The sequence below is a fragment of the Verrucomicrobiota bacterium genome (assembly GCA_027622555.1).
GTDB lineage: Bacteria > Verrucomicrobiota > Verrucomicrobiia > Opitutales > UBA2995 > UBA2995.
Map to the genome: position 1 here is coordinate 37,656 of JAQBYJ010000011.1, position 21,099 is coordinate 58,754.

Below are 21,099 nucleotides of genomic sequence, written 5' to 3' on the forward strand. Positions count from 1 at the left end.
CGAATCAGGCCAACACCTGCTTTATTACGTGGCCATGAACATCGGTTAAGCGCCGGTCCAGACCATTATGGTACCAGGAAAGTTGCTTATAATCGAGTCCCAGGATATGAAGAACCGTTGAGTAGAATTCCCAAATCGTTGTCGGGTTAACTTCAGCCCGGCGGCCAAAGTCGTCGGTCGCCCCATAACTGGTTCCACCTTTAACTCCGCCGCCCATCATCCAGAGCGTGAATCCATCCGGATTGTGGTCGCGACCAAGGGTGCCGTTTTGCCGGGTAGGCATACGCCCGAATTCCGTGGTCCACAGAACGAGGGTATCCTCCATAAGTCCTCGTTGCTTCAAGTCACTCAGCAAGGCCGCAGTTGGTTGATCGAACACTGGCAAATGCCGCTTGTAATCGTCCTGAAGCGTTTTGTGAGCGTCCCAATTTAACAATCCATCCACTCCGCTCGCACGGGAGGCGCAATAGAGATTCACATAACGAACTCCTCGTTCCAATAAGCGTCGAGCCAAAATACAATTTCTGGCGTAGGAGGACTTTAGCTTATTTTCCGAGTCGGTGCCGTACAGTTTGTGGATATGTTCAGGTTCACTTTTGAAATCGCTGACTTCAGGGGCAGAGAGCTGCATTTTTGCCGCCAATTCATAGGAGCCCATGCGGGCTTGAAGTTCACTTTCCTCCGGACGTAGCGAGAAATGCTGTTCATTGAAAAACCGGAGGGCTTCCCGTGTTTTTTCTTCCTCAGCGATACTGATGGAATCCGGTTGTCGTAAGTTTCGAATAGGCCGATGCGCGGCCATAGTGATTGCCTGATGCTTGGCCGGTAAAAAGCCATTACTCCAATTAGCCTTCCCATTCGGAGGTTCTCCACGAATATCGGGAATGGCCACGTAGGTAGGCAAATCGTCTGCCATACTTCCCAAAGCGTAACTGACCCACGCCCCGGCACTCGGAAAACCTTCTGTGGGATGTCCCGTATTTACAAATACACAACCGGGCCCATGGGTATTGGTCTTCGACTGCATACCGTGAAAGAACGCGATATCATCCACATGCTTTGCCATGTGAGGCAGCATGGAGGTTATCATCTTACCACTTTTTCCCGCTGGTTTGAAATCCCATGGACTCCGCATCAACGGTCCATTCTTACCTTGAAAGGAAACAAAGTTTTCCTCCCCCGGAAGGGACTGGCCATCGTATTTATCGAGCATCGGCTTATGCTCCCACAAGTCCATGTGAGACGCTGCACCAGGACAAAATATCTGTAGAACCCGTTTAGCTCTCGGTTTCAAATGAGTCATCCCGTTACCTGCCTTCCAAGCCCGGCCAGCAGGTGATTGTCCTTTCAAAGAGTCAGCGCCTAACAAATGACTTAAGCCAACTCCCATAAGACCTGAGGTGACGTTTCCAAGGAAACGTCGACGGGAGTATTCATTCAGGGAACCTTCCATTAGTCTAAATAAATAAATTCGCTGGAGTTTAGAATGGCACGACAGAGAGCCCGGAGTCCATGATTTTGCATAAGATCCAAGCTAACATCGATTTCATCCTGAGTGGGAAGCCGCTGGTAGGCAGCCATAAACACTTTAATGACCCGGGCAGTTGCCGCCTTTTCACCATCAGCTTGCACCATCTGGGCCATGCTTTCTGCCATATCCAGGGTAAATTGATGGTTCATCATGGTGAGTGCCTGCAAGGGAGTTGTTGTTTGAACACGGCGAGGCGTAGACAACGTACAATCCGCTTGATCGAAGTCCGTCATGAGATCCACAACAGACGCACGCGCATTTTGATGATAAACGGCTCGTCGATAGGTTTCTGAGTTATGGTGATCGAGCGGTTCGTAGGTTGAAACATTGTCGCGCATAAAATGATACAATCGGTAGCCAGGACCTCCCATGCTTTTATCCAGATTTCCAGAGACACTGAGCATGGTATCGCGAATTTCCTCTGCGGACAGTCGCCGCGGAGGGAAGCGCCACAGGAGGCGACTATCGGAATCGAGCTCTCCACCATCCGTTCGCCACTGGGACGATTGGCGATATACCTTCGAAGTCATAATCAATCGATGCATCGCCTTGAGCTGCCAGCTATTCTTTTTTAATTCATTGGCCAGAAAATCAAGGAGCTCAGGATGCGTTGGTCGCCCTCCCATATAACCCAGGTCGTTGGGCGTATCAACAATACCCGTACCAAAGTGGTAGTGCCACAATCGATTCGCAAGCACACGGGCGGTTAAAGGATTATCCGGATGAGTGATCCAATTCGCCAATTCCAAACGGCGATCAGCCTCTGATGAATCAGAAGGAAGTTCGAATGTCGGAGCAACTTCACTGAGAGTCGACAAACTAGCAGCCACAACTTCTGCGCCTGGTTTCTGAGGACTACCTCCGATAAAGATACGAAAAGGTCCTGCGGCATCCTCGTCGCTTCGTTTTCCCAACCACGCACTCGGAAGAGATGGCACCTTTTTGATTTCTCGATTAAGCCCGGTGATTTCCTTTTCCAGATAGCGTTTATGAGCCTTTTCCTCCTCAGTCATTCCCAATTGAATCAAGCGATGATCCAGGTGCGAGGGCGCTTGAACCAAAGGAGGTCGTGCTGGATTGGGTGGTTGTAGACTGACGGGTTGGCGATCGTATCCATTGGCAACCTCGGTCCAGTTCGCTCCATCCAAAGACACCTCGATTCTATAATCGGCGACGAATACAAATTTAAAAAGCTCTGGTGCCAGCTCACCTTGAGCACTGGAAAAATATACGCGATTTACTTTAGCAGGTTCAGCCAATTCTATCGTCAGGTAATTAGAGGTTGAGATGAATCGATCTCCGATCTCGCCATCATTCACGTGATGAGTTCCGTAGGTCTCAGGGAAATCTTCGTTTATTCGAGCCTCTCCGTGGGCGATTCCTCCATTAGACGCCAAGGCTACATTACGTGAATTTTCTTCAGAAGACCAAACCTCGAATTCATCAATTTTAAACCCATTATCCGTGGACAAGTTTAAATCCTGCGCGTCACACACCAACCGAACGAATTTTGCATTAATTGAGGCAAAGGTTTCCTCGGTTCCGGTTCGTTGAACGGATGGGCGTGTCCACTGAACTTCGAACTCTTCCAGGTGATCCAATGATCGTTGGCGAACTTTTTCGTCCAAATCTTCAAGTTCGTTTTCAAGTTTTGCCTTTCTCTGAGTCAGCGGCTTCAACAAGCCGGTACGCTCCTGTTTCGCTTCCGTGGTTGCCCAAGGAACAGAACCGTGCTGAACACCCGCAAAGGTGGTATACACACGATAGTAGTCCGCCTGCAGAATGGGATCGAACTTATGGTCGTGGCATCGCGCGCAACTCAATGTCATACCAAGAAAGGCTTCGCCGGTGGCATTGATTATTTCATCGAGCGTATTGGCACGGATTTGTGCTGCTTGTACTGGATCCTGATTGTTCACCGTATCGTAGGGTCCTGCCACCAGAAAGGCGCTTCCAATTTCCACGTCCGGATTTCCCTCTCCGATAATGTCCCCAGCCAGATGCTCCTGGATGAAAAGATCAAAAGGTTTGTCTTCGTTAATGGAGCGAATGACATAGTCCCGAAACGGCCACAGATCGTCAATGATCCAGTTTTGCTCAAACCCAACACTCTCACCAAATCGAACCACATCCAACCAATGTCGCCCCCAACGTTCCCCGTAATGAGGAGAAGCCAATAAGCGATCAATCAACTTTTCGTAAACAAGCGGATCTGGGTCATTCACAAAAGCATCCACCTCCAATTGCGTCGGCGGCAAGCCAATCAAATCGTAAGTGACACGACGAATCAAAGCACGTCGATCGGCCTCCGGATTCATTGTCAGACCTTTTTCAGAGAGCGCCTCCTCAATAAAAGCGTCTATCGAATCCAGCCCTCCAATGGCAATAGGCTGATAGGCCCACCAGGATTTATCCGATTTGGAAGCTTCCTTCAATATCAGGTCCTCGGGCCATTCGGCACCTTCATCAATCCAACGTGCGAGCAGTGCTGCTTCCTCCTGAGTAAGCGGATCTCCGTCCTGGGGCATCTCAGGTGGTTCGTCCTCATATTCCGGAAGGGTAATCCAATGCAACATACTATCGGAAGCGTTTCCAGGAATCAGGAAATCATCTCCAGCAGCCTGGATGTCCACTTTCGTGGCCATGGAGAAATCGCCCTTGAGTATGTTGGGATTGTGACAACTCAGGCACTTGGCCTCAAGAATTGGAGCTAATTGACCGGCAAAATCAACCGGCTGGCCATCAGAAACAAGAGTAGATCCTAAAAGAAAACCACTCAACAAAGTGACCTGAGAAATTTTATATATGGGTGGGGATTTCATTCAAAGCATGTCCGCCTTATACGGTTGGCCCATCACCAAGGAGTGTTGTTCTTCGCAACACCCGTCGAGCATTTTCAGCATCCCAGGGCCGGCCACGATGTAAAGAGCAACGATTATCCCACATCACTAAATCTCCAGGCTTCCAGGAATGCCGATAAACAAATCGTGATTGAGTCGTCCATTCAAGTAGCTCGTTTAACAAAGCCCTGCCTTCTTCGATCGACCATCCTAGAATATGAGAAGCATGAGCACCTAGAAAGAGAGTTTTCTCGCCTGTCTCCGGAATATCCCGAATCAATTTCTGCGGTACGGGCGGCACTTCATTTTGGAAATCTGTGTCCATTAATCCTGGAGAAATCTTATTACGCGAATAGAGTAAGCTGTGTTCTGCGACCAAGTCTTGAAATAGCTTCTTTTTCTCTTCCGGCAGGGCAGAATATCCAGCCTTCATCGAAGCGTATTCCGTTTCGCCGCCTTGTGATGGAATCTCAAGGGCATACAAAAGCGCACCCCTGGAAGGCACCTTCTTATATGAACTATCGGAATGCCAAAGGAGATTTCCTTTGAGATAGAGCATGGACTTGTCTGATGGAGGAATGATGTTTCCTTTGGTATCGACGTTGGAAATTCTGTTTATCCAACCACCGCCGCCACTCGGGTCGTTTACCATGGTTGGCTCCAATGGACCAAATTTTTTACTAAATTCTATGTGTTGCTGTTCCGTGAGATTCTGATCGCGGAAAATGAGAACAGAATGTTCATAGAAGGCGCTTTCCAACTGATCGAAAACGTCATCGTCGATAGGCCGTGCCAAATCAATGCCTTCAACCTCGGCGGCAAATAAATCGTTCAGCTTTGTTATTCTTAGGCCCATAAATCGTTTCTGATTAAGCTGAAAGTGAGGGCGTCATACCTTTATTCTGACACGAATTCTATTTTTCGTCGGCATGATACCATTCCATTTGCGGTATATTGGAGGCAGGCGGAGGCGGCCAATGAGCACCGCGTTGACTAGTCAATCCACGGTTGGGACCAGGGGTATAGTTCCGGTTGGGAAGCCCAACCAGCTCGCCATCTTTCACCCAGGATTCATCCTCACCATAAAGCTCGGTGATCAACTTTTCTTTCAAATCTTTCAGTACATCGGCGTGTTCAAGAGAGTCAGCAAGGTTGTTCATTTCTTTTGGATCCTCGTCCAAATCAAAAAGAAGACTGAAGTTTCCAACGCTATAATAAATCAGTTTATAACGATCATTGCGGATCATGCGGGTTGCCCGAAGTCCTTCATCGCACTCACCATAGAAATAGTCACGTTTCACCTCACCTACCATGGAGACACCGTCAACAGTATCTGGAATATCGATACCCGCAAGATCAAGTAAGGTAGGCATCACGTCCTGCCAACCAACCAAACGGTTATCTTCGCGATGGTGCCCTACTCGTTTATCACCTTTCACGCCCATAAGCAGCATAGGGATATTTGCCGAGTTTTCGTAAAATGTCCGCTTGGCCCACATATTGTGATTCCCCAACATATCCCCATGATCCGATGTGAAACATATAATTGTGTTATCCAACAATCCCTCTTCCCGGAGGGTACCAATCACTACACGTAATTGGTGGTCAATCTGAGTACAAAGCGCATAAAAGGCTAGCCGGGCTCCTCGAATCTGTTCTTCAGAAAATTTTCTGCCTCGGTCGAAATCCACCTGCAAACTGAAACAAGGATCATTCATCCTAGTCCAATCACCGATATAGGGTAAATCGATTTCAATTCCCATATCACGGTACATGTCCAAGTAGCTTTGTACCGGTAACAAGGGCGGATGAGGATGACGGAACGATAAATACCAGAATGCAGGCCGATTTGGGTCCTTACGCTTAATCACACGACACATCTGATTGGCTGCCCAATTGGTTGCATGTGTCTCTTCGGGGAAAAACCAGGGTCGATAACTGTATTCATTGTTACTCATGCCATGCTCAAAGAACCGACCTGCATAACCTTGATCTCCCAGAAACAACTCATAGTCATCCACCACTCCATAAATCTGCCGACCCTCTTCATCGAGAATCACATCATCGAATCCAATTCGGTTACGTTGAGGATAAACATGCAATTTCCCAACTGCGTAAGCCTGATATCCGGCATCCCTGAATGTCCCTGCCATAGTAGGAAGATTGGGCATCGGCATGGTTTCATGAAAAACGCGGTCGCCATGTGTTTTGGGAGTAGTGCCCGTCATCAGCGTTCGCCGAGCCGGAATACACACGGGACATTCCGCATAGGTATTGGTAAACCTGGTACCGTTTGCCGCCAGTTGATCGAGGGTTGGCGTTTGAATTGCACGATGCCCTGCACACCCCATAAAGGAAGCTGGCCAGTGATCGGTGGAAATGAGGAGTACGTTGGGTTTTTCCGACATTCAGTTAATTGAGATTTTAGAAATCATAGCGTCCACGTTGCTCAAGTCATGTCAAATCTACAGTGGGCCTGACACCAAACTAATCGGAGTAATTGGCCAGATTGGCCTCCTTAACGATACTTCTCAATCAACTCTTTTTGAGCTTTGATCGCATTCTTTTCATACTTGTTGAAAGGAACACCAGATACTTCCTCGATAGTACGTCTGAAGATATCCTGACCCGATTCCTTTCCTTTCAAATTTGCCAGGTTCGACCTTAGGGCATCCACAAACTTATCGGTATAACGCATGTAGGCGTCGAGGGCAATGAAGCGGGCACCGTTAGGACTTTTGTAATTGATCCAGACTTTTGCGTCTTTCTTGCCATGAACACCCTTCCGATTTTCTCCGGGATTCCAATTCAACAAGTCCAGGTCTTCACCGAGTATGTTCTCCGAAAGGTGGAAACGTTGCAGTGCGTAAAGCGAATAAACCTCCTTGGCTCCATGACGATTTACGGTGATCACATCTGATAAGAATCGAGCAAAAACTTGGTTAAACCAGTCCCGATCCTTAACATTGAAACGCTGCTTAGAAACCGCTTCTGAAATCTCACGATAAAATCCACCGCGGAATCGTGTATCGCGTCGAGCGACCCAACTAAATGGATCATAAATATGAACCAGATTTTTAACGAACGTTTGCTGCAACCTTAAGACTTGCTCCTCTCTGGGCTCGGTGGAGTTGATTAGAACCGGGTAAGTCAGCTTAACATCTTTAAAAGCACTCGGAGGAACATCGTTAGCCAGGCCATGATCAATAAAGTGGTAACCTTCATTGGTATCGAGATTGAGTCCCTGAAATTTCTCGATATTAAACGGATTCCCAAATCGGTTCTTTCCGGTGGGTGGCCGTACGAATGACACCTTCCAATGAGTGGTAACCCGTCGTTCCCAAATCCCCTTCGCCTTATTGAAATGAATGTCTTTGGTATATTTTCCCTGCGGCTTATTCGGTAGCATTCGATTCAGCTCATCGACATCCCAATATATCATAGCCTCTATTTTATAAAAGGGCTCAGTGTTCAAACGGTAGAGGATAGATTTCTCTTTGATCATCCACTTGGAATGATCGATATCGAAACCTTTAATTCCGAATGAATCTGAGAGTTCAGCCAATTCCTCCTCAAAAGCCAAACCGTCTTCCAATCGAAAATTCAGGTGACCAATTTCATGGATGAGCAATTTTTTATGAAATCCCAGGAGCAGATCGTTAAACGTGTCTGCAAAATCTAAAACAACAGGATTCGTCCCGATATATTTCTCACCCGTCAATCCATCAATGATTTCAATCGGAGTTTCATAAATGACGAAGGCTTCGAGCTCATAAGTTTCACCATCGAAATTCAATGAATCATCGGCTTGAAGAGATATCGCAAGGTCCGAAAGCAACCAAGCAACCATTCCAAGTCTAAGGTAACGTAATAAATGCATAATCCTCCAATTGAGCTAAATCCCCCAGAAAAAACAACCAAGAAAGTCCATTTTAAAATATCTCGAAGCTTGTGAATACTATAATCCTCCAACTGTGGCCCGCCATCTTCGGCCCAATAAGCTTAGTTTTTATTTCTCAAAAAGACGCCAGAATCACAGTTAGCCCACCACAGGCTGAGGCAATGTCCTGACAATCTTATCCTCACCATACCCATAGCCTGTTGAACCTAAAGTAGACCAATCAAGCAACCCGTCAGTGCGCTTAAATAAGCCAGGATGAATCGCCGATTCAGGCGCGGAAGCCTCAGGGTAAAACTGCATGCCGTTGCTTTCGACCCCCATGATAGTGCCGGCGTGAGCAGCCAACAGGACATGTGGAATTTGTGCGAGCATGGGGTTTGTCAGGTCCTGAACCATGAGTGTCATTCCATGCGCCTTGGCCCAGCAAAGACTTAGAATGGCGCCGGTTTGAGTTTTACAGGTTTTGAGAGCGACACCAGTCCATCCAAGTTCTCGGCCCATCTTGACAAAACGCCAATCGTGGGCGCTTTCATCCATGAAGAGTGGCTTGCGGGCACTGAGACCGTGAACATCGATCGGATTGGCTTCCAGATCGTAGGGAAAGGGCTGTTCAACATATAATATGCGTTGGTAGGTGCGCGGATGCTCGTCACGGAGATTGTCCAATATAGAGTTTACGTAATCTACATTTGTGACCGTGCAATTGAAGTCCGTGGTTAACCAATCGACGTTTTCCTCTTCGCAGATTTCTCCGATTGCTACCAAACGATCGTAATCCCAAACTGCATCGTTTCCTCTCAGTTTAACCTTGAGGCAATTAAGGCCGTCCGAACGGATCCAGTCGCGCAATAAAACGGGATACCCATCGTCAGGCTCTTTGCCTGTAAGTTCGACTTCTGAAATCGGATCGAGCCCTCCAACCAGATGCCAAACAGGAAGTTGTTTCGTCTCCGGCTTCACAAGGAAGTCTGCTGGATATTGTCCGGCAAACTTATTGTCTCCGAAAAACTGTGACAGATCGCGCGTCATATATTCGGAGGTATACAAATCGTAGACGCCAACCCCCTTAGCTTTGGCGTAAGCGTCATGTATTGCGATGTCGAATAATGAAAAACAAACCAGCGCTGCCAGGTGAGGCATGTGAGCAAGCTCTTCCCTATCCGCATTGACGGAATTGAGCATTAAGTTTAGCGGACCTTCTATGAAGTCATAACCCAGCTCCATCGGATGCCCGGACAACTTAGACTCAGGAAGCGTTTTGGCTAATTGAATACAAAAGTTCTTAAGAACTTCCTCACGTTCGGAATAACTAATTGCTGAAGGCCACACCCAGGGAACTGAAAGCGGCGTTTCGCCCCACCCTTCTGATTTTGAACCATCGGCAGCTTCGAGAGTAACCTTCGCCCTGGCGCAGGTTACATTTTCAAGAACTTGTGCACCGAACTTGAGCGGCACACGTAACGTGACAGGGAGGAAGTAAAGTTGAACGTTGGAAACTTGCATAGACTTAAACTAAATGAGGCGGCAGAGCTGGAAGCTCTTGCCCTTATTCCTCACGATGGTTGGGCCATTGCGTCCTCGCAATGCCGAATTGAAGACCAAAACTATTTCTTCGAATTTATATAAGACTTAAGGCGTGGAGCATATTCGGGTCTTTTCGCCCATTCCTCAAAATAGGGTTCGTAGCTCTCCATTTCCCACCAGAATACCCGCGGTGGCTGGTTTGGATTCACTTTTCCTTCAGGGTAATCTTCACCTCTGATACTGGCCTGGACGGAGGCATCAAAGACTACATACTTCTGAACCATATCCGAAGCTACATCCGGCTTCTCATAGAAAATGTTTTTCGATTCCTTGGGATCAAGAACGAGGTCGAATAATTGAAAGACGCCATTATCGATATTCTCGATGACCAGCTTATAGTCGTTGTCGACTATGGCCGACCTTCCTTCCGAATGAAAGCCGAGCGGTTTCGGCCGCACTTCGGATGCATCTCCTTCGATGAGATGAAGAATGCTCATGCCATCATTGGGCCGAAGCATGGATGAGATATCCACACCGAGGATATCCAAAATCGTAGGAAACATATCGACCACACCGGCGGGATGTTTAATGACACGGCCTTCCTTGATGACACGGGGCCATTCAATGATTCCAGGAACACGCAACCCGCCCTCCCAGATAGTTGTCTTATGTCCTCGAAGTCCGCCCACTGCGAGAGGACTGAAAGCAGGCAAACCACCGTTGTCGCTGCAGTACCAGACCAGAGTGTTATCAGCTATCCCGAGATCGCGAAGACCTTGTCTCAACGTCCCCATACTCCGGTCCAGTGCAACCAATTCGCCATGATGATGCTGAAAGTCCTCAGGAAGATGTTTAAAAGGTTCCCGATCTTCTTCGCTCGCAACAAATGGATCGTGAGGTGACCCATACCAAATAACGGTTAAGAATGGATCGTCCTTTTGCTTCTTCATGTATTTGAGCGCTTCGCCAACGATTATTTCGGAAGAATCTCCTTCAAATTCTTCAAATTTTCCCATCCGGCTCATCACCGGATTGATATCGAAAAAGTTGGTGACAGTTAACCAGGTTTGAAAACCAACCTCACCTGGGCTTGTCATGTCATCTCCAAGTACCGGGACTCCTGGCCCACGAATACCATTCAAGTGCCATTTACCAAAATGAGCAGTTGCATAACCGACATCCCCCAAGGCCTGTGCGATCGTTTTTTCCTGTAAACGCAACGGGGCTCCATGATTCCAAACACCCGTTCTATTATGAGTCCGTCCAGTCAGAACACTGGCACGTGTAGGAGAGCAAACCGGACCGCCCGCATAGAAACGATCAAAGCGCAAACCATGGCTGGCCATGGCATCGAGATTTGGCGTCTTCAGGTAAGGATGATTGTAATAACCCATTTGGCCCCAACCCTGGTCGTCGGCCATGACGAGGACGATATTCGGTCGGTCATCCGCAGATAAAGACACAGACAAAAAAAGAAGGAAGCCGAGTAGAATGTTAAGGGTGTTATTTGTGAGCATTTAGATATGGAAATTGAACACTGTAGGAGGGGCTTTATGCCCCGATCGCTCTAAAGTTGTTTGAAAATCGGGGCATAAAGCCCCTCCTACAATTGAGAGATTAATTTTAGAAAGTCAGTTAATTTGGAATCCAGGCCAGATCTGACCACCAGGGTACGTCATTTTTTTGAGGCTTCCCTGGGCTTGTTCTGCCGTTTTGTACCATGGCGGTAATTCGTTTTTCCAGGCGATCCTGGATTTTCTCATGCTTGCCGTAAAGATCGGTTTCTTCGCCAGGATCCTTTTTCAGATTATAAAGCTCATACTTTAATTTTCCATGCGGCATGATCAGTTTCCACTCTCCATCGCTGATGGCAAAGCGTCCATTCGAACCATGACTGATAATAGCTGAGCGATTCAATTTCGCAGATGGATTCTCCAATACGGGTAATAAACTAACACTGTCTTCACCTGCATTGGCTGCCAATTCTACATCGAGGATGTCGGCAAAAGTCGCGAGTAGATCCGTCTGGCTTGCTACTCCGTCATAGGTTTTTCCTGCCGGGATTTTTGCTGGCCAGCGAATAAAAAAGGGAACCCGGTGGCCCCCTTCGTAAATGGATCGTTTCCCTTCTTTGTAAATACCTGAACTATCGTGGCCGAATTCCTCGATGCGTTCCTTCCAGGAACTTTCCGGACCGTTGTCGCTGGAAAAAACAACCAGGGTATTTTCCGCAAGCCCTTTGTCGTCGAGAAAGTCCAAAATGCGTCCTACATGGAAATCGGTTTCAATGACGAATTCGCCATAACCACCCGCTTCACCCTGGCCCCAGAAGCGCGGTTGCGGAGCTACCGGGTAATGCGGCGACGTGAAAGGCAGGTAGACAAAAAAGGGTTGAGGCCCTTTTTCCTGCACATGTTGTCCAATCCAGTTGATCGCTTTATCCGTAAACCGGCTCAGGCATTCGCTATCGACGAAATCGGGTGCCACTTCCATGCCTTTAATTCCCAGCACTGCTTTGGTTTCATCCGGTGTGTTCTCATAGGGCGGCATAATACGATAATCCATGTGCCGCTCGTTAGGTTTTTTGGCCGTATAAACCGTGGGCGGCACTCTTGCAAATCGACCTTCAAACCAGGCCAATATCCCATAATTCAATGAGGCGGGAATTCCATAAAAGTAATCAAAACCCTTATCCAAAGGCATATCTTTGACCGGCTGACTCCAGTCGCGGGATTCAGGCGTGCCAGGAAAGTCCATACCAAGGTGCCATTTACCCACCATGGCAGTGGCGTAGCCATTGTCCCGTAGCAGGGATGCCAGGGTCATACGACTGTCTTCAATCAAACAAGGAACTTCAGCTTGAAACACGCCCTTCTTCAAATGTGTCCGCCAGCTATACCGTCCGGTCAGCAATCCGTACCGTGAGGGCGTGCACACGGTATCCGAGCAATGCCCATCGGTAAACGTGAGTCCCCCCGCAGCTAGTCTATCCAGAGCGGGTGTTATAAATTTGGCGTCCGGATTCAGATTACTGGCATCGCCGTAACCCTGGTCGTCCGTGTAAATAACTATAATATTCGGAGGCGCGGCAATAACAGGCACAGTGACTTTGTCAACGGCGCCCAAAATTAAAATCAAGGAAAGTATCTTTTTCATAGGAGTAGAAAAAGAAAACTGACACAGAAAATATTGAGGAAGCAATTAAAGATTCAGTTGGTCAACCGAATGGAGATCCTCTTTGGTAATCGTATGGAAAGAATTGCGATTGGTACGGATCATGCCGGATTCCAACTAAAGGAAGTACTAAAAGCTCATCTGGAAGAAAATGGCTATGAGGTTGATGACTTTGGGACCAATAGCCCCGCATCGGTTGATTATCCGGATTTTATCCGTCCGGCTGCTGAAAGCGTGGCGTCCGGGAAAAATGATTTGGGTATCGTTCTGGGTGGAAGTGGAAATGGTGAAGCAATTGTCGCCAACAAGGTGGCCGGTATCCGCTGCGGCCTTTGCTGGAATGAGGCCAGTGCCCGACTGACCAAAGAACACAATAACGCCAATGTGATTTCCATTGGGGCTCGCATGGTGACACCTGAAACGGCCAAAGCGATCGTCGATACCTGGTTGAATGCGAGCTACGAAGGTGGTCGACACCAGGCCAGATTGGATAAGATAGAGTAGAAAAAGGTGTCAGCGTTCAGGTATCAGAAGAAAAATCGTCTTCCTCCCCTTACTCGTCCTCCTACTTAATTGTGTTACGAGGACGACCACGATGCTCGCTTTTACCACACCCAGGCGGGACCCTGGGCTACACGATACCCCTATGGGCAAAAGAAATTTTTCTTTTTTTTGCTAATCCTGTAATTATATCCACAATTCTGCTATATACCCTATACAGATTTGCTACCTTTTGAACGAAAACGCACAACCTATCCCTTTTCATGAAGAGTTGCTGGTGCAATTACAGCCCAGGCTCTATGGCTATATCATAGGATTACTGGCCAGCCCGAGCGACGCTAAGGATGTGCTTCAAGAAACCAACAAGGCCATACTTTCAAAGTTGGATGAATTTCAGCACCCTGGCAGCTTCAGTGCCTGGGCTCATAAGTTCGCTTATTTCCAATGCCTTGCGTTCCGGAAAAAGCACGAGCGGAATAAACTAAGTTTTGATTCAGATCTATTGGACGAATTAGCTGAAGAAGCGAAACCGGTCGATGAAGTCGCTGAAAGGAATTTGCCTTTGCTATCCACTTGCCTGGAGCGGCTTCAGCCCAAGTCCCGAGCCATTGTTTCTGATTACTATTACGAGAGTTTATCCATTGAGGAAATCGCTGCAGACAGAAATCTAAAAACCAACCACGTAGCCCAAATATTATTTCGTGCACGCAAAGCACTTTTTGAATGCATCCAATCGGAAGCAAATTCTAATCCCATTTAATCATGAAAGAACTGGAAATCCTAATTCAACGGATGCTCGACGGGAAACTCAGTTCCGGCGACCATGCGAAACTCTCTTCCCTTTTGAAGAACAATCCTGAGTTTCAGGCGTACTACGCTCAGCAATGCCAATTGCATGCAGAACTATTGCTAAACGATGTGCTGCGTAATTCTTTGCCAGCTGCCCCACCCATCGATGAGGAGTTGCCTGCATTTGCGACGGACTCTGCCACGGGCCGAAAATCAAGCTGGATTCCATTTGCTTCTATGGTGGCAGCTTCGGTCGCGATTACTTTGACAGTCGTTATCGTTTACCAGTCGTTGAAAGACACCCAAGAGTCGCAAGTGACTGAGGAGAATCTGATCGTCGCCAAAACTACCACGCCACAGGAATTATACAACCAGACCCTTTTCAGTGAATCAGGCTCTTTGCAGCGCCCACCCACACCTTTCGTAAACGCATCGGCAGATCAGCGTAAAACACCGGTCAGCTTCAATAACGATATCCGCCCCATCCTTTCGGAAAACTGTTACGCCTGCCATGGTCCAGATGCTGAAGCTCGAGAAGCCGATCTGAGACTCGACGTAGAGGAATGGGCATTCCGGGAGAGGAAGAAAGGCCCGCCAGCCATCGTTCGAGGAGATCCGGACAATAGCCCTGTCTACCAACGAATTACCAATCCCCTGAAGAGCGAAATCATGCCTCCGCAGGATTCACACAAGGTGCTGACACCTAGCCAAAAGCAACTAATCGGCCAATGGATCGCGGAAGGGGCCAAATGGGAGGGTCACTGGGCGTTTATCAGACCAACCAAGCCAACCCCGCCTGAGGTCTCCTGGGGCAACAATGAAATTGATAAATTTACCTATGCGGCCATGCAGGAAAAAGGTCTTAGTCCGAACGAAGAAGCGGACCGTCCAACCCTGGCTCGCCGACTGGCGCTCGATCTGACGGGCCTGCCACCTACACCGGAATTGGTGTCCGATTTTGTGGCTGATAAGTCGGCCACTGCCTACGAAACGCTCGTGGATAAATTACTCACCTCGTCGACATACGGTGAGCATCAGGCCCGCTTCTGGCTCGACGCCGCGCGTTACGCTGACACTCACGGCCTTCACCTCGACAACTACCGTGAGATATGGCCGTACCGTGACTGGGTGGTAAAGTCCTTCAACGAAAATAAACCATTCGATCAGTTTACCATAGAACAGATTGCCGGAGATTTACTTCCTCAACCAACAATAGAACAACGCTTGGCGACTGGCTTCAATCGATGCAACCCCACCACCAGTGAAGGAGGCGCCATCGATGAAGAGTACCGGGCTATTTACGCCAAGGACCGGGTCGAAACCACCGCCACCGTTTTCATGGGACTGACCATGGGGTGCGCATCCTGCCACGACCACAAGTTCGACCCGTTTACCACCAAGGATTTTTATAAATTCTCAGCGTTCTTCAATAATTTCGATGGCCCAATTATGGACGGTAACGCGTATGACACACGCCCGGTCATCGCCATTCCCAAAGCGGATCACACAGAGGAGTGGAAGCAGGTAAAAGCCAAAGGTACAGAGATTAGCAAAGCTTTGAGTAAGCTGGAAAAATCCAATAAAACAGCCTATGAGGCTTGGCAGGAACAGGAGGAAGTACCCTTTGTACCCGTTGAAAAAGACTTGCAACTCGCCTTTGAATTAAAGCTGGGAAAGAAAGATAAAGAGTCTCCGGCAGCACAAAAGATCACGGACCATATAGTGAAACAAGCCTCTCTTGGAGATTTGGTTAATCTATCGGAGGCAGGATTTGATTTCGATCCAGACAAACCCTTTACCTTGGATTGCCAGGTTAAACTCCCGGGTGAAAAATCGGACAAGCTGGAAAGAATACCAGTCATTGAACAATTTGATGGAGATCGGGGTTGGCGATTATCCATAGCCAATACCAGTGCCGCCCTGCCTAACCGTTATCAGATTACTTTCGAACTGATTCATTCCTTAAAAAACAACGACTTGATCTCAGCAACTGCTCAAGCAGATCGTTTCAATCCACGTGAGGTCAGATCGACAAACATTCGAATTACCTATGATGGATCACGTTCCGTAGCCGGACTCACTATCAATGCAGGATCGAGACAACCCTTCGATTACGAGAAGGTCATAGACAACCTATCAGGTACCGTCGCCACCGATGCACCACTACAGGCAGGATTGATGAGCACAGGCATCATCAGCAAGGAACAAGCAGTCTCCCGTTACAACGCGAATGACGATGTCGATGCCTCGGAAGATTCCCTGACCGGGGACATAACAAACATTAAGTTCTATAACCGCACTATCTATCCTTTCGAGCTGGGAAACATGACCGCCAATAAACTGGCTGAGCTCCTGTCGATTCCCAAGGAACGCAGACGAGGAGGCGATGCCAGCTCCTTGGAGGCTTATTACTATAGCCTGCATGTCCCTGAATACACTGAGCTAAAGCTTGCCGAAGCGATTAATGACAGACTCTACAATCACATCTACGATCAAGCGATAGTCTCGCTCGTTATGGAAGAAAAAGACTCACTTCCATCTGCTTTCATGCTGGAGCGCGGAGAATACGACAAACCCGGTGATGAAGTCTTTGCAGATATTCCTGAATCTCTCGGAGGCCTACCAAGCGACGCGCCCAAAAACCGTCTTGGGTTAGCCAACTGGTTGGTAGACGATTCCAATCCTCTAACCGCACGCGTGACCGTAAATCGCTTCTGGCAAAACATCTTCGGCGCTGGCTTGGTTGCCACATCAGAAGACTTTGGCCTTATGGGTGAAAACCCGAGCCACCCTGAACTCCTCGATTGGCTTGCTATCCATTTCCAGGAAACCGATTGGAACGTTAAGGCCTTCATAAAAACCTTGGTGATGTCTGCTACCTACCGTCAGACCTCCACCATTCAGCCTTCTGAACTTTCTATTGATCGCGAAAATCTCTATCTCGCTCGTGGTCCCCGTTATCGTCTGGACGGAGAAGTCCTGCGTGACAAAGCCCTCTACGTGAGTGGTAGTCTGAATCCAAAAGTCGGAGGACCTCCAGTGAAACCCTATCAACCCGAAGGGATATGGAACGCGGTCGCCTACTCCGATTCTAATACCGCTCACTTTAGTCAAGACCAGGGAGAAGCCCTCTATCGGAGAAGTTTATACACTTTCTGGAAACGAACAGCGCCACCCCCCAATATGGTGGTCTTCGATGTTCCTTCGCGTGAGAACTGCAACGTGCGGCGCGAAAGAACCAACACACCTCTTCAAGCGCTCACACTCATGAACGACCCGCAATTTGTAGAGGCTGCCCGACAGTTGGCCGAACGAACGTTGGCAAGCCACAGCGGTTCGACTTCGGAAAAGATCGGGCAAATGTATACCTACGCATTTGGTAGCGGCCCCATCGAAAAACACCACGACATTCTAACGCGCTCTTACGATAAGTTTCATGACGCCTTCAAAGAGAGTCCAAAGGATGCGCGCAGCTTGATTGAGGTGGGAGATTCTTTCCCGAATCAAGATCTCGATCCCGTTGAACTGGCGTCCCTAACCATGGTGGCCAACCAGATCATGAACCTGGATTCGTTTATTAATAAATATTAAATTCAGGTCCACGCCAGATGCCTTTGAGAGAAATACAATTCGTCAGCAAGCTAACTCCTACAGAAGGTGATCCATCCTCGAAGGCCTTTTCGTGCATCTCCCAGCATCGAACAATAACTACGACTTCCTAATAATTTTTATTCTTCACACATCTAAATGAAATCGGGGCATAAGGCCCCTCTACAACTATTTTCCATCATGAACCCACTCGAACAATACGTCACTTTAGAATCTCGAAGACAATTTCTTGGTAAGGCCGCCAAAGGACTCGGGATTGCAGCCTTATCCTCAATCCTGGGACCTCAGCTTCGGGGAGCATCCACGCTTCCATCCGGTTTGGGTGTGGGATTCCTGGGATCACCCCATTTTCCAGCAAAGGCAAAGCGAGGCATCTACCTGTTTATGTCGGGTGCTCCCTCTCAACTGGACATGTATGACTACAAGCCGGAAATGAAGGCGATGTATGACAAAGATCTGCCGGACTCTATTCGACGCGGACAACGGCTCACCACTATGACATCGGGACAGGTCCGCTTCCCTGTGGTGCCGTCCATGTATGAATTCGAACAAGTTGGTCAGGCAGGGGCCTGGATGAGCGAACTCCTCCCATACACGAAGAAAGTGGTAGACGACCTCGCTATCATCAAGTCGATGTATACGGAGGCCATAAACCACGACCCCGCCATTACCTACATCCAAACCGGGAACCAAATTCCAGGTCGCCCCAGCATGGGTGCCTGGTTGAGTTATGGTCTGGGAAGCTTGAATGAAAACCTACCCACCTTTGTAATTTTAAATTCCACCTGGACGGGACGCCAGGAAGCGCAAGCACTCTATTCCAGATTGTGGGGTGCCGGTCCTCTACCTTCCGAACACCAAGGTGTGAGCCTGCGTTCCAAGGGTGATCCCGTCCTTTACTTAAGTGATCCTCATGGCGTCAGCCGCGATCTTCGAAGAGATATGCTGGACGGCGTTAATGAAATAAACGAAGACCTCTATCAGGAATTCGGGGACCCGGAAACTCACGCCCGCATCTCTCAATATGAGATGGCATTCCGCATGCAAAGTTCGGTGCCAGAACTCACCGACCTCTCCGACGAACCGGATTACATTTTTGATTTGTATGGTCCGGATGCGAAGGTGCCTGGAACCTTCGCCTACAACTGCCTGATGGCTCGTCGTCTCGCAGAAAAAGGCGTCCGTTTCTCTCAAATCTTCCATCGTGGCTGGGACCAACACAACTCGCTTCCTAAAGATCTCCCCAACCAATGTAAGGATATCGACCAAGCCACTTATGCATTAATTACAGACTTAAAGCAGCGCGGCATGTTTGACGACACCATGGTAATTTGGGGCGGAGAGTTCGGTCGCACCATTTATTGCCAGGGAACGCTCAGTGAGTCCACTTACGGGCGAGACCACCACCCTCGTTGTTTCACCAAATGGATTGCCGGTGCAGGAGTGAAGGGAGGCACGGTTTATGGAAACACTGACGAGTTTGGCTATAATATCACGGAGAACCCTGTGCATATTCGCGATCTAAACGCAACTATCCTGAATCAATTCGGCATTAATCACGAACGGTTAAACTTCAGGCATCAAGGACTCGATCTAAGCCTTACCGGCGTAGAGGAAGCTCGCGTTGTAAAAGAGATCTTAACTTAAAACATAATCGTCCTGTTAAACCCCATATCTTCCTTTTGGAGTAGCAAGCTATCAGGGAATTAGTCTTCAGAAATTCCGCAGATAACTTACGATGAATCTTTGATAATGATAAAAAAACTGATTACCATTCTCAGCGCATTCCTGGCATTGGTCATGCTGGTGCTTTTTATAAGCAATCCACTGACCGGGCTAGGAGAATCAGAACAATTACAATTCTTTGGACGCTTTCACCCAGTAGTACTTCACCTGCCAATTGGCTTTTTTATTGTATTGGGAGTTCTGGAATTCGGATCGATGATTCCCGGGGTTTCGAAACTCAAAGATTCAACACCGCTTGTGCTCTTTCTTAGTATAATAGCCACACTGTTAGCGATATCAACGGGACTTATTCTCGCCTATGGAAGTGGCTCCAGCGAAGCGTTAGTTGTATATCATATGCGTGTCAGCCTCTTGCTGGGCATCTTCAGCTTGGGCCTCGGTTTATTAAAACTCAACGGAAACAAAATTGCTTCAGTGTTGTGCTACAAAGTCGTGCTTATTGCGACACTTGGTCTGTTGTTTGTATCTAGTCACAACGGCGGATCCATTACCCATGGGGAAGATTATCTGACAAAGTTTATGCCCAATGAAATCCGACCACTATTTGGCCTCGAACTTGAAGAAGAGGTCGTCGTCATGTCGGTGGAGGATTTGATTGTTTACCGGGATGTCGTACACCAAATCTTCGAACAAAACTGTAACAGCTGCCACAACCCCAACAAAAGAAAAGGGGAATTCAATATGGAAACATTTGAAGGCCTTATGAAAGGCGGTGAAATGGGATATTCCATAGCAGCAGGAGACCTGGAGGACAGCGAACTGTATTTCCGAATAACCCTACCTCACGATGATGATGACTTCATGCCGAGTGATGGAAAACCTCCCTTATCAGACCTTGAAGTTGAACTTATTGGTTGGTGGATTGAAGAAGGAGCAGATCCCAATCTGAGCGTTGCTGAATACGGCGATATTCCTGCCCCCATCTACAACTACTTTCAATCAGTCTTTGACTCAATAGTATCCAAGGAAGAATTGGAAGCTCGTGAAAATCAACGTCAGGCACTTTATGCGGAACTGGCTGAGATTCAAAATAAGTCCGGAATTATCCTGACCCCGATTGAACCTAATGCTTCCAGGTTTTCAGTAGACACTTTCGCGATTCAAAAAACTTTCGACGACGCTGCCCTTGAAACCTTAATTCCGTATGCAGAGAAAATCATCGAAGCCGATTTTAGTAATACAAAACTTACCGACCTCTCTTTATCGACCTTGGTAAAATTCAAAAACCTGGAGTCCTTAAACTTGAGTAAAACAGGCATTGAAGGTCAGCAGATCGGCAAACTCGCCCAATTGGAGAAACTTAAATCCTTAAACCTTTACGCAACAAAACTTACCAGTACCTCCGTTGGTGAATTATCGAAACTCGCTCAGCTCAAGCATCTCTATTTATTCCAAACAGACCTTTATGAGGAATCTATTATCGCCGAACTCAAGGAAGCATTGCCTGAGTGTAATTTTGTCCTGAATTAACAGGAATGCTCAGT

The 21,099-nt window shown here is 47.9% G+C and carries 13 protein-coding genes; 5 read left to right on the forward strand and 8 right to left on the reverse strand.

Annotated features, from left to right (window positions below; translation table 11 throughout):
* Positions 1-4: 4 nt before the first annotated feature.
* From O3C43_04890 to O3C43_04925, 8 genes are all read right to left on the reverse strand, one after another.
* Positions 5-1,453, reverse strand: coding sequence for a DUF1501 domain-containing protein (locus O3C43_04890; protein MDA1065819.1), 1,449 nt, complete (start codon positions 1,451-1,453; stop codon positions 5-7).
* Positions 1,453-4,353, reverse strand: a complete 2,901-nt coding sequence (locus tag O3C43_04895; protein MDA1065820.1) for a DUF1553 domain-containing protein — start codon at positions 4,351-4,353, stop codon at positions 1,453-1,455. The genes O3C43_04890 and O3C43_04895 overlap by 1 nt, the downstream gene beginning before the upstream one ends.
* Positions 4,354-4,369: 16 nt before the next feature.
* A complete protein-coding gene (locus tag O3C43_04900) occupies positions 4,370-5,227 on the reverse strand; it encodes a TauD/TfdA family dioxygenase (protein ID MDA1065821.1) in 858 nt (285 codons plus the stop codon).
* 58 nt (positions 5,228-5,285) lie between these two features.
* The gene (locus tag O3C43_04905; GenBank protein ID MDA1065822.1) at positions 5,286-6,779 is read right to left on the reverse strand and encodes a sulfatase-like hydrolase/transferase; all 1,494 of its coding nucleotides are present in this window, start codon (positions 6,777-6,779) and stop codon (positions 5,286-5,288) included.
* Between the two features lie 110 nt (positions 6,780-6,889).
* Entirely contained in the window at positions 6,890-8,251 is a 1,362-nt protein-coding gene (locus O3C43_04910; GenBank protein ID MDA1065823.1) for a hypothetical protein, read from the reverse strand.
* A gap of 159 nt (positions 8,252-8,410) precedes the next feature.
* Positions 8,411-9,775 (reverse strand): hypothetical protein, encoded by a 1,365-nt coding sequence (locus O3C43_04915; GenBank protein ID MDA1065824.1) that lies wholly within the window; start codon positions 9,773-9,775, stop codon positions 8,411-8,413.
* Between the two features lie 101 nt (positions 9,776-9,876).
* A complete protein-coding gene (locus O3C43_04920) occupies positions 9,877-11,313 on the reverse strand; it encodes a sulfatase-like hydrolase/transferase (GenBank protein ID MDA1065825.1) in 1,437 nt (478 codons plus the stop codon).
* A 118-nt stretch (positions 11,314-11,431) separates the two neighbouring features.
* Positions 11,432-12,952 (reverse strand): arylsulfatase, encoded by a 1,521-nt coding sequence (locus tag O3C43_04925; protein MDA1065826.1) that lies wholly within the window; start codon positions 12,950-12,952, stop codon positions 11,432-11,434.
* 69 nt (positions 12,953-13,021) lie between these two features.
* Here O3C43_04925 and rpiB point away from each other — a divergent pair, with 69 nt between their 5' ends.
* From rpiB to O3C43_04950, 5 genes are all read left to right on the forward strand, one after another.
* The gene (gene rpiB, locus O3C43_04930; GenBank protein ID MDA1065827.1) at positions 13,022-13,474 is read left to right on the forward strand and encodes a ribose 5-phosphate isomerase B; all 453 of its coding nucleotides are present in this window, start codon (positions 13,022-13,024) and stop codon (positions 13,472-13,474) included.
* Between the two features lie 229 nt (positions 13,475-13,703).
* Positions 13,704-14,231, forward strand: coding sequence for a sigma-70 family RNA polymerase sigma factor (locus O3C43_04935; protein MDA1065828.1), 528 nt, complete (start codon positions 13,704-13,706; stop codon positions 14,229-14,231).
* 2 nt (positions 14,232-14,233) lie between these two features.
* Positions 14,234-17,851: a PSD1 and planctomycete cytochrome C domain-containing protein gene (locus O3C43_04940; GenBank protein ID MDA1065829.1), complete on the forward strand. Its 3,618-nt coding sequence runs from the start codon at positions 14,234-14,236 to the stop codon at positions 17,849-17,851.
* A 198-nt stretch (positions 17,852-18,049) separates the two neighbouring features.
* Positions 18,050-19,516 (forward strand): DUF1501 domain-containing protein, encoded by a 1,467-nt coding sequence (locus tag O3C43_04945; GenBank protein MDA1065830.1) that lies wholly within the window; start codon positions 18,050-18,052, stop codon positions 19,514-19,516.
* Positions 19,517-19,621: 105 nt separating this feature from the next.
* A complete protein-coding gene (locus O3C43_04950; protein ID MDA1065831.1) occupies positions 19,622-21,085 on the forward strand; it encodes a hypothetical protein in 1,464 nt (487 codons plus the stop codon).
* Positions 21,086-21,099: the final 14 nt, after the last annotated feature.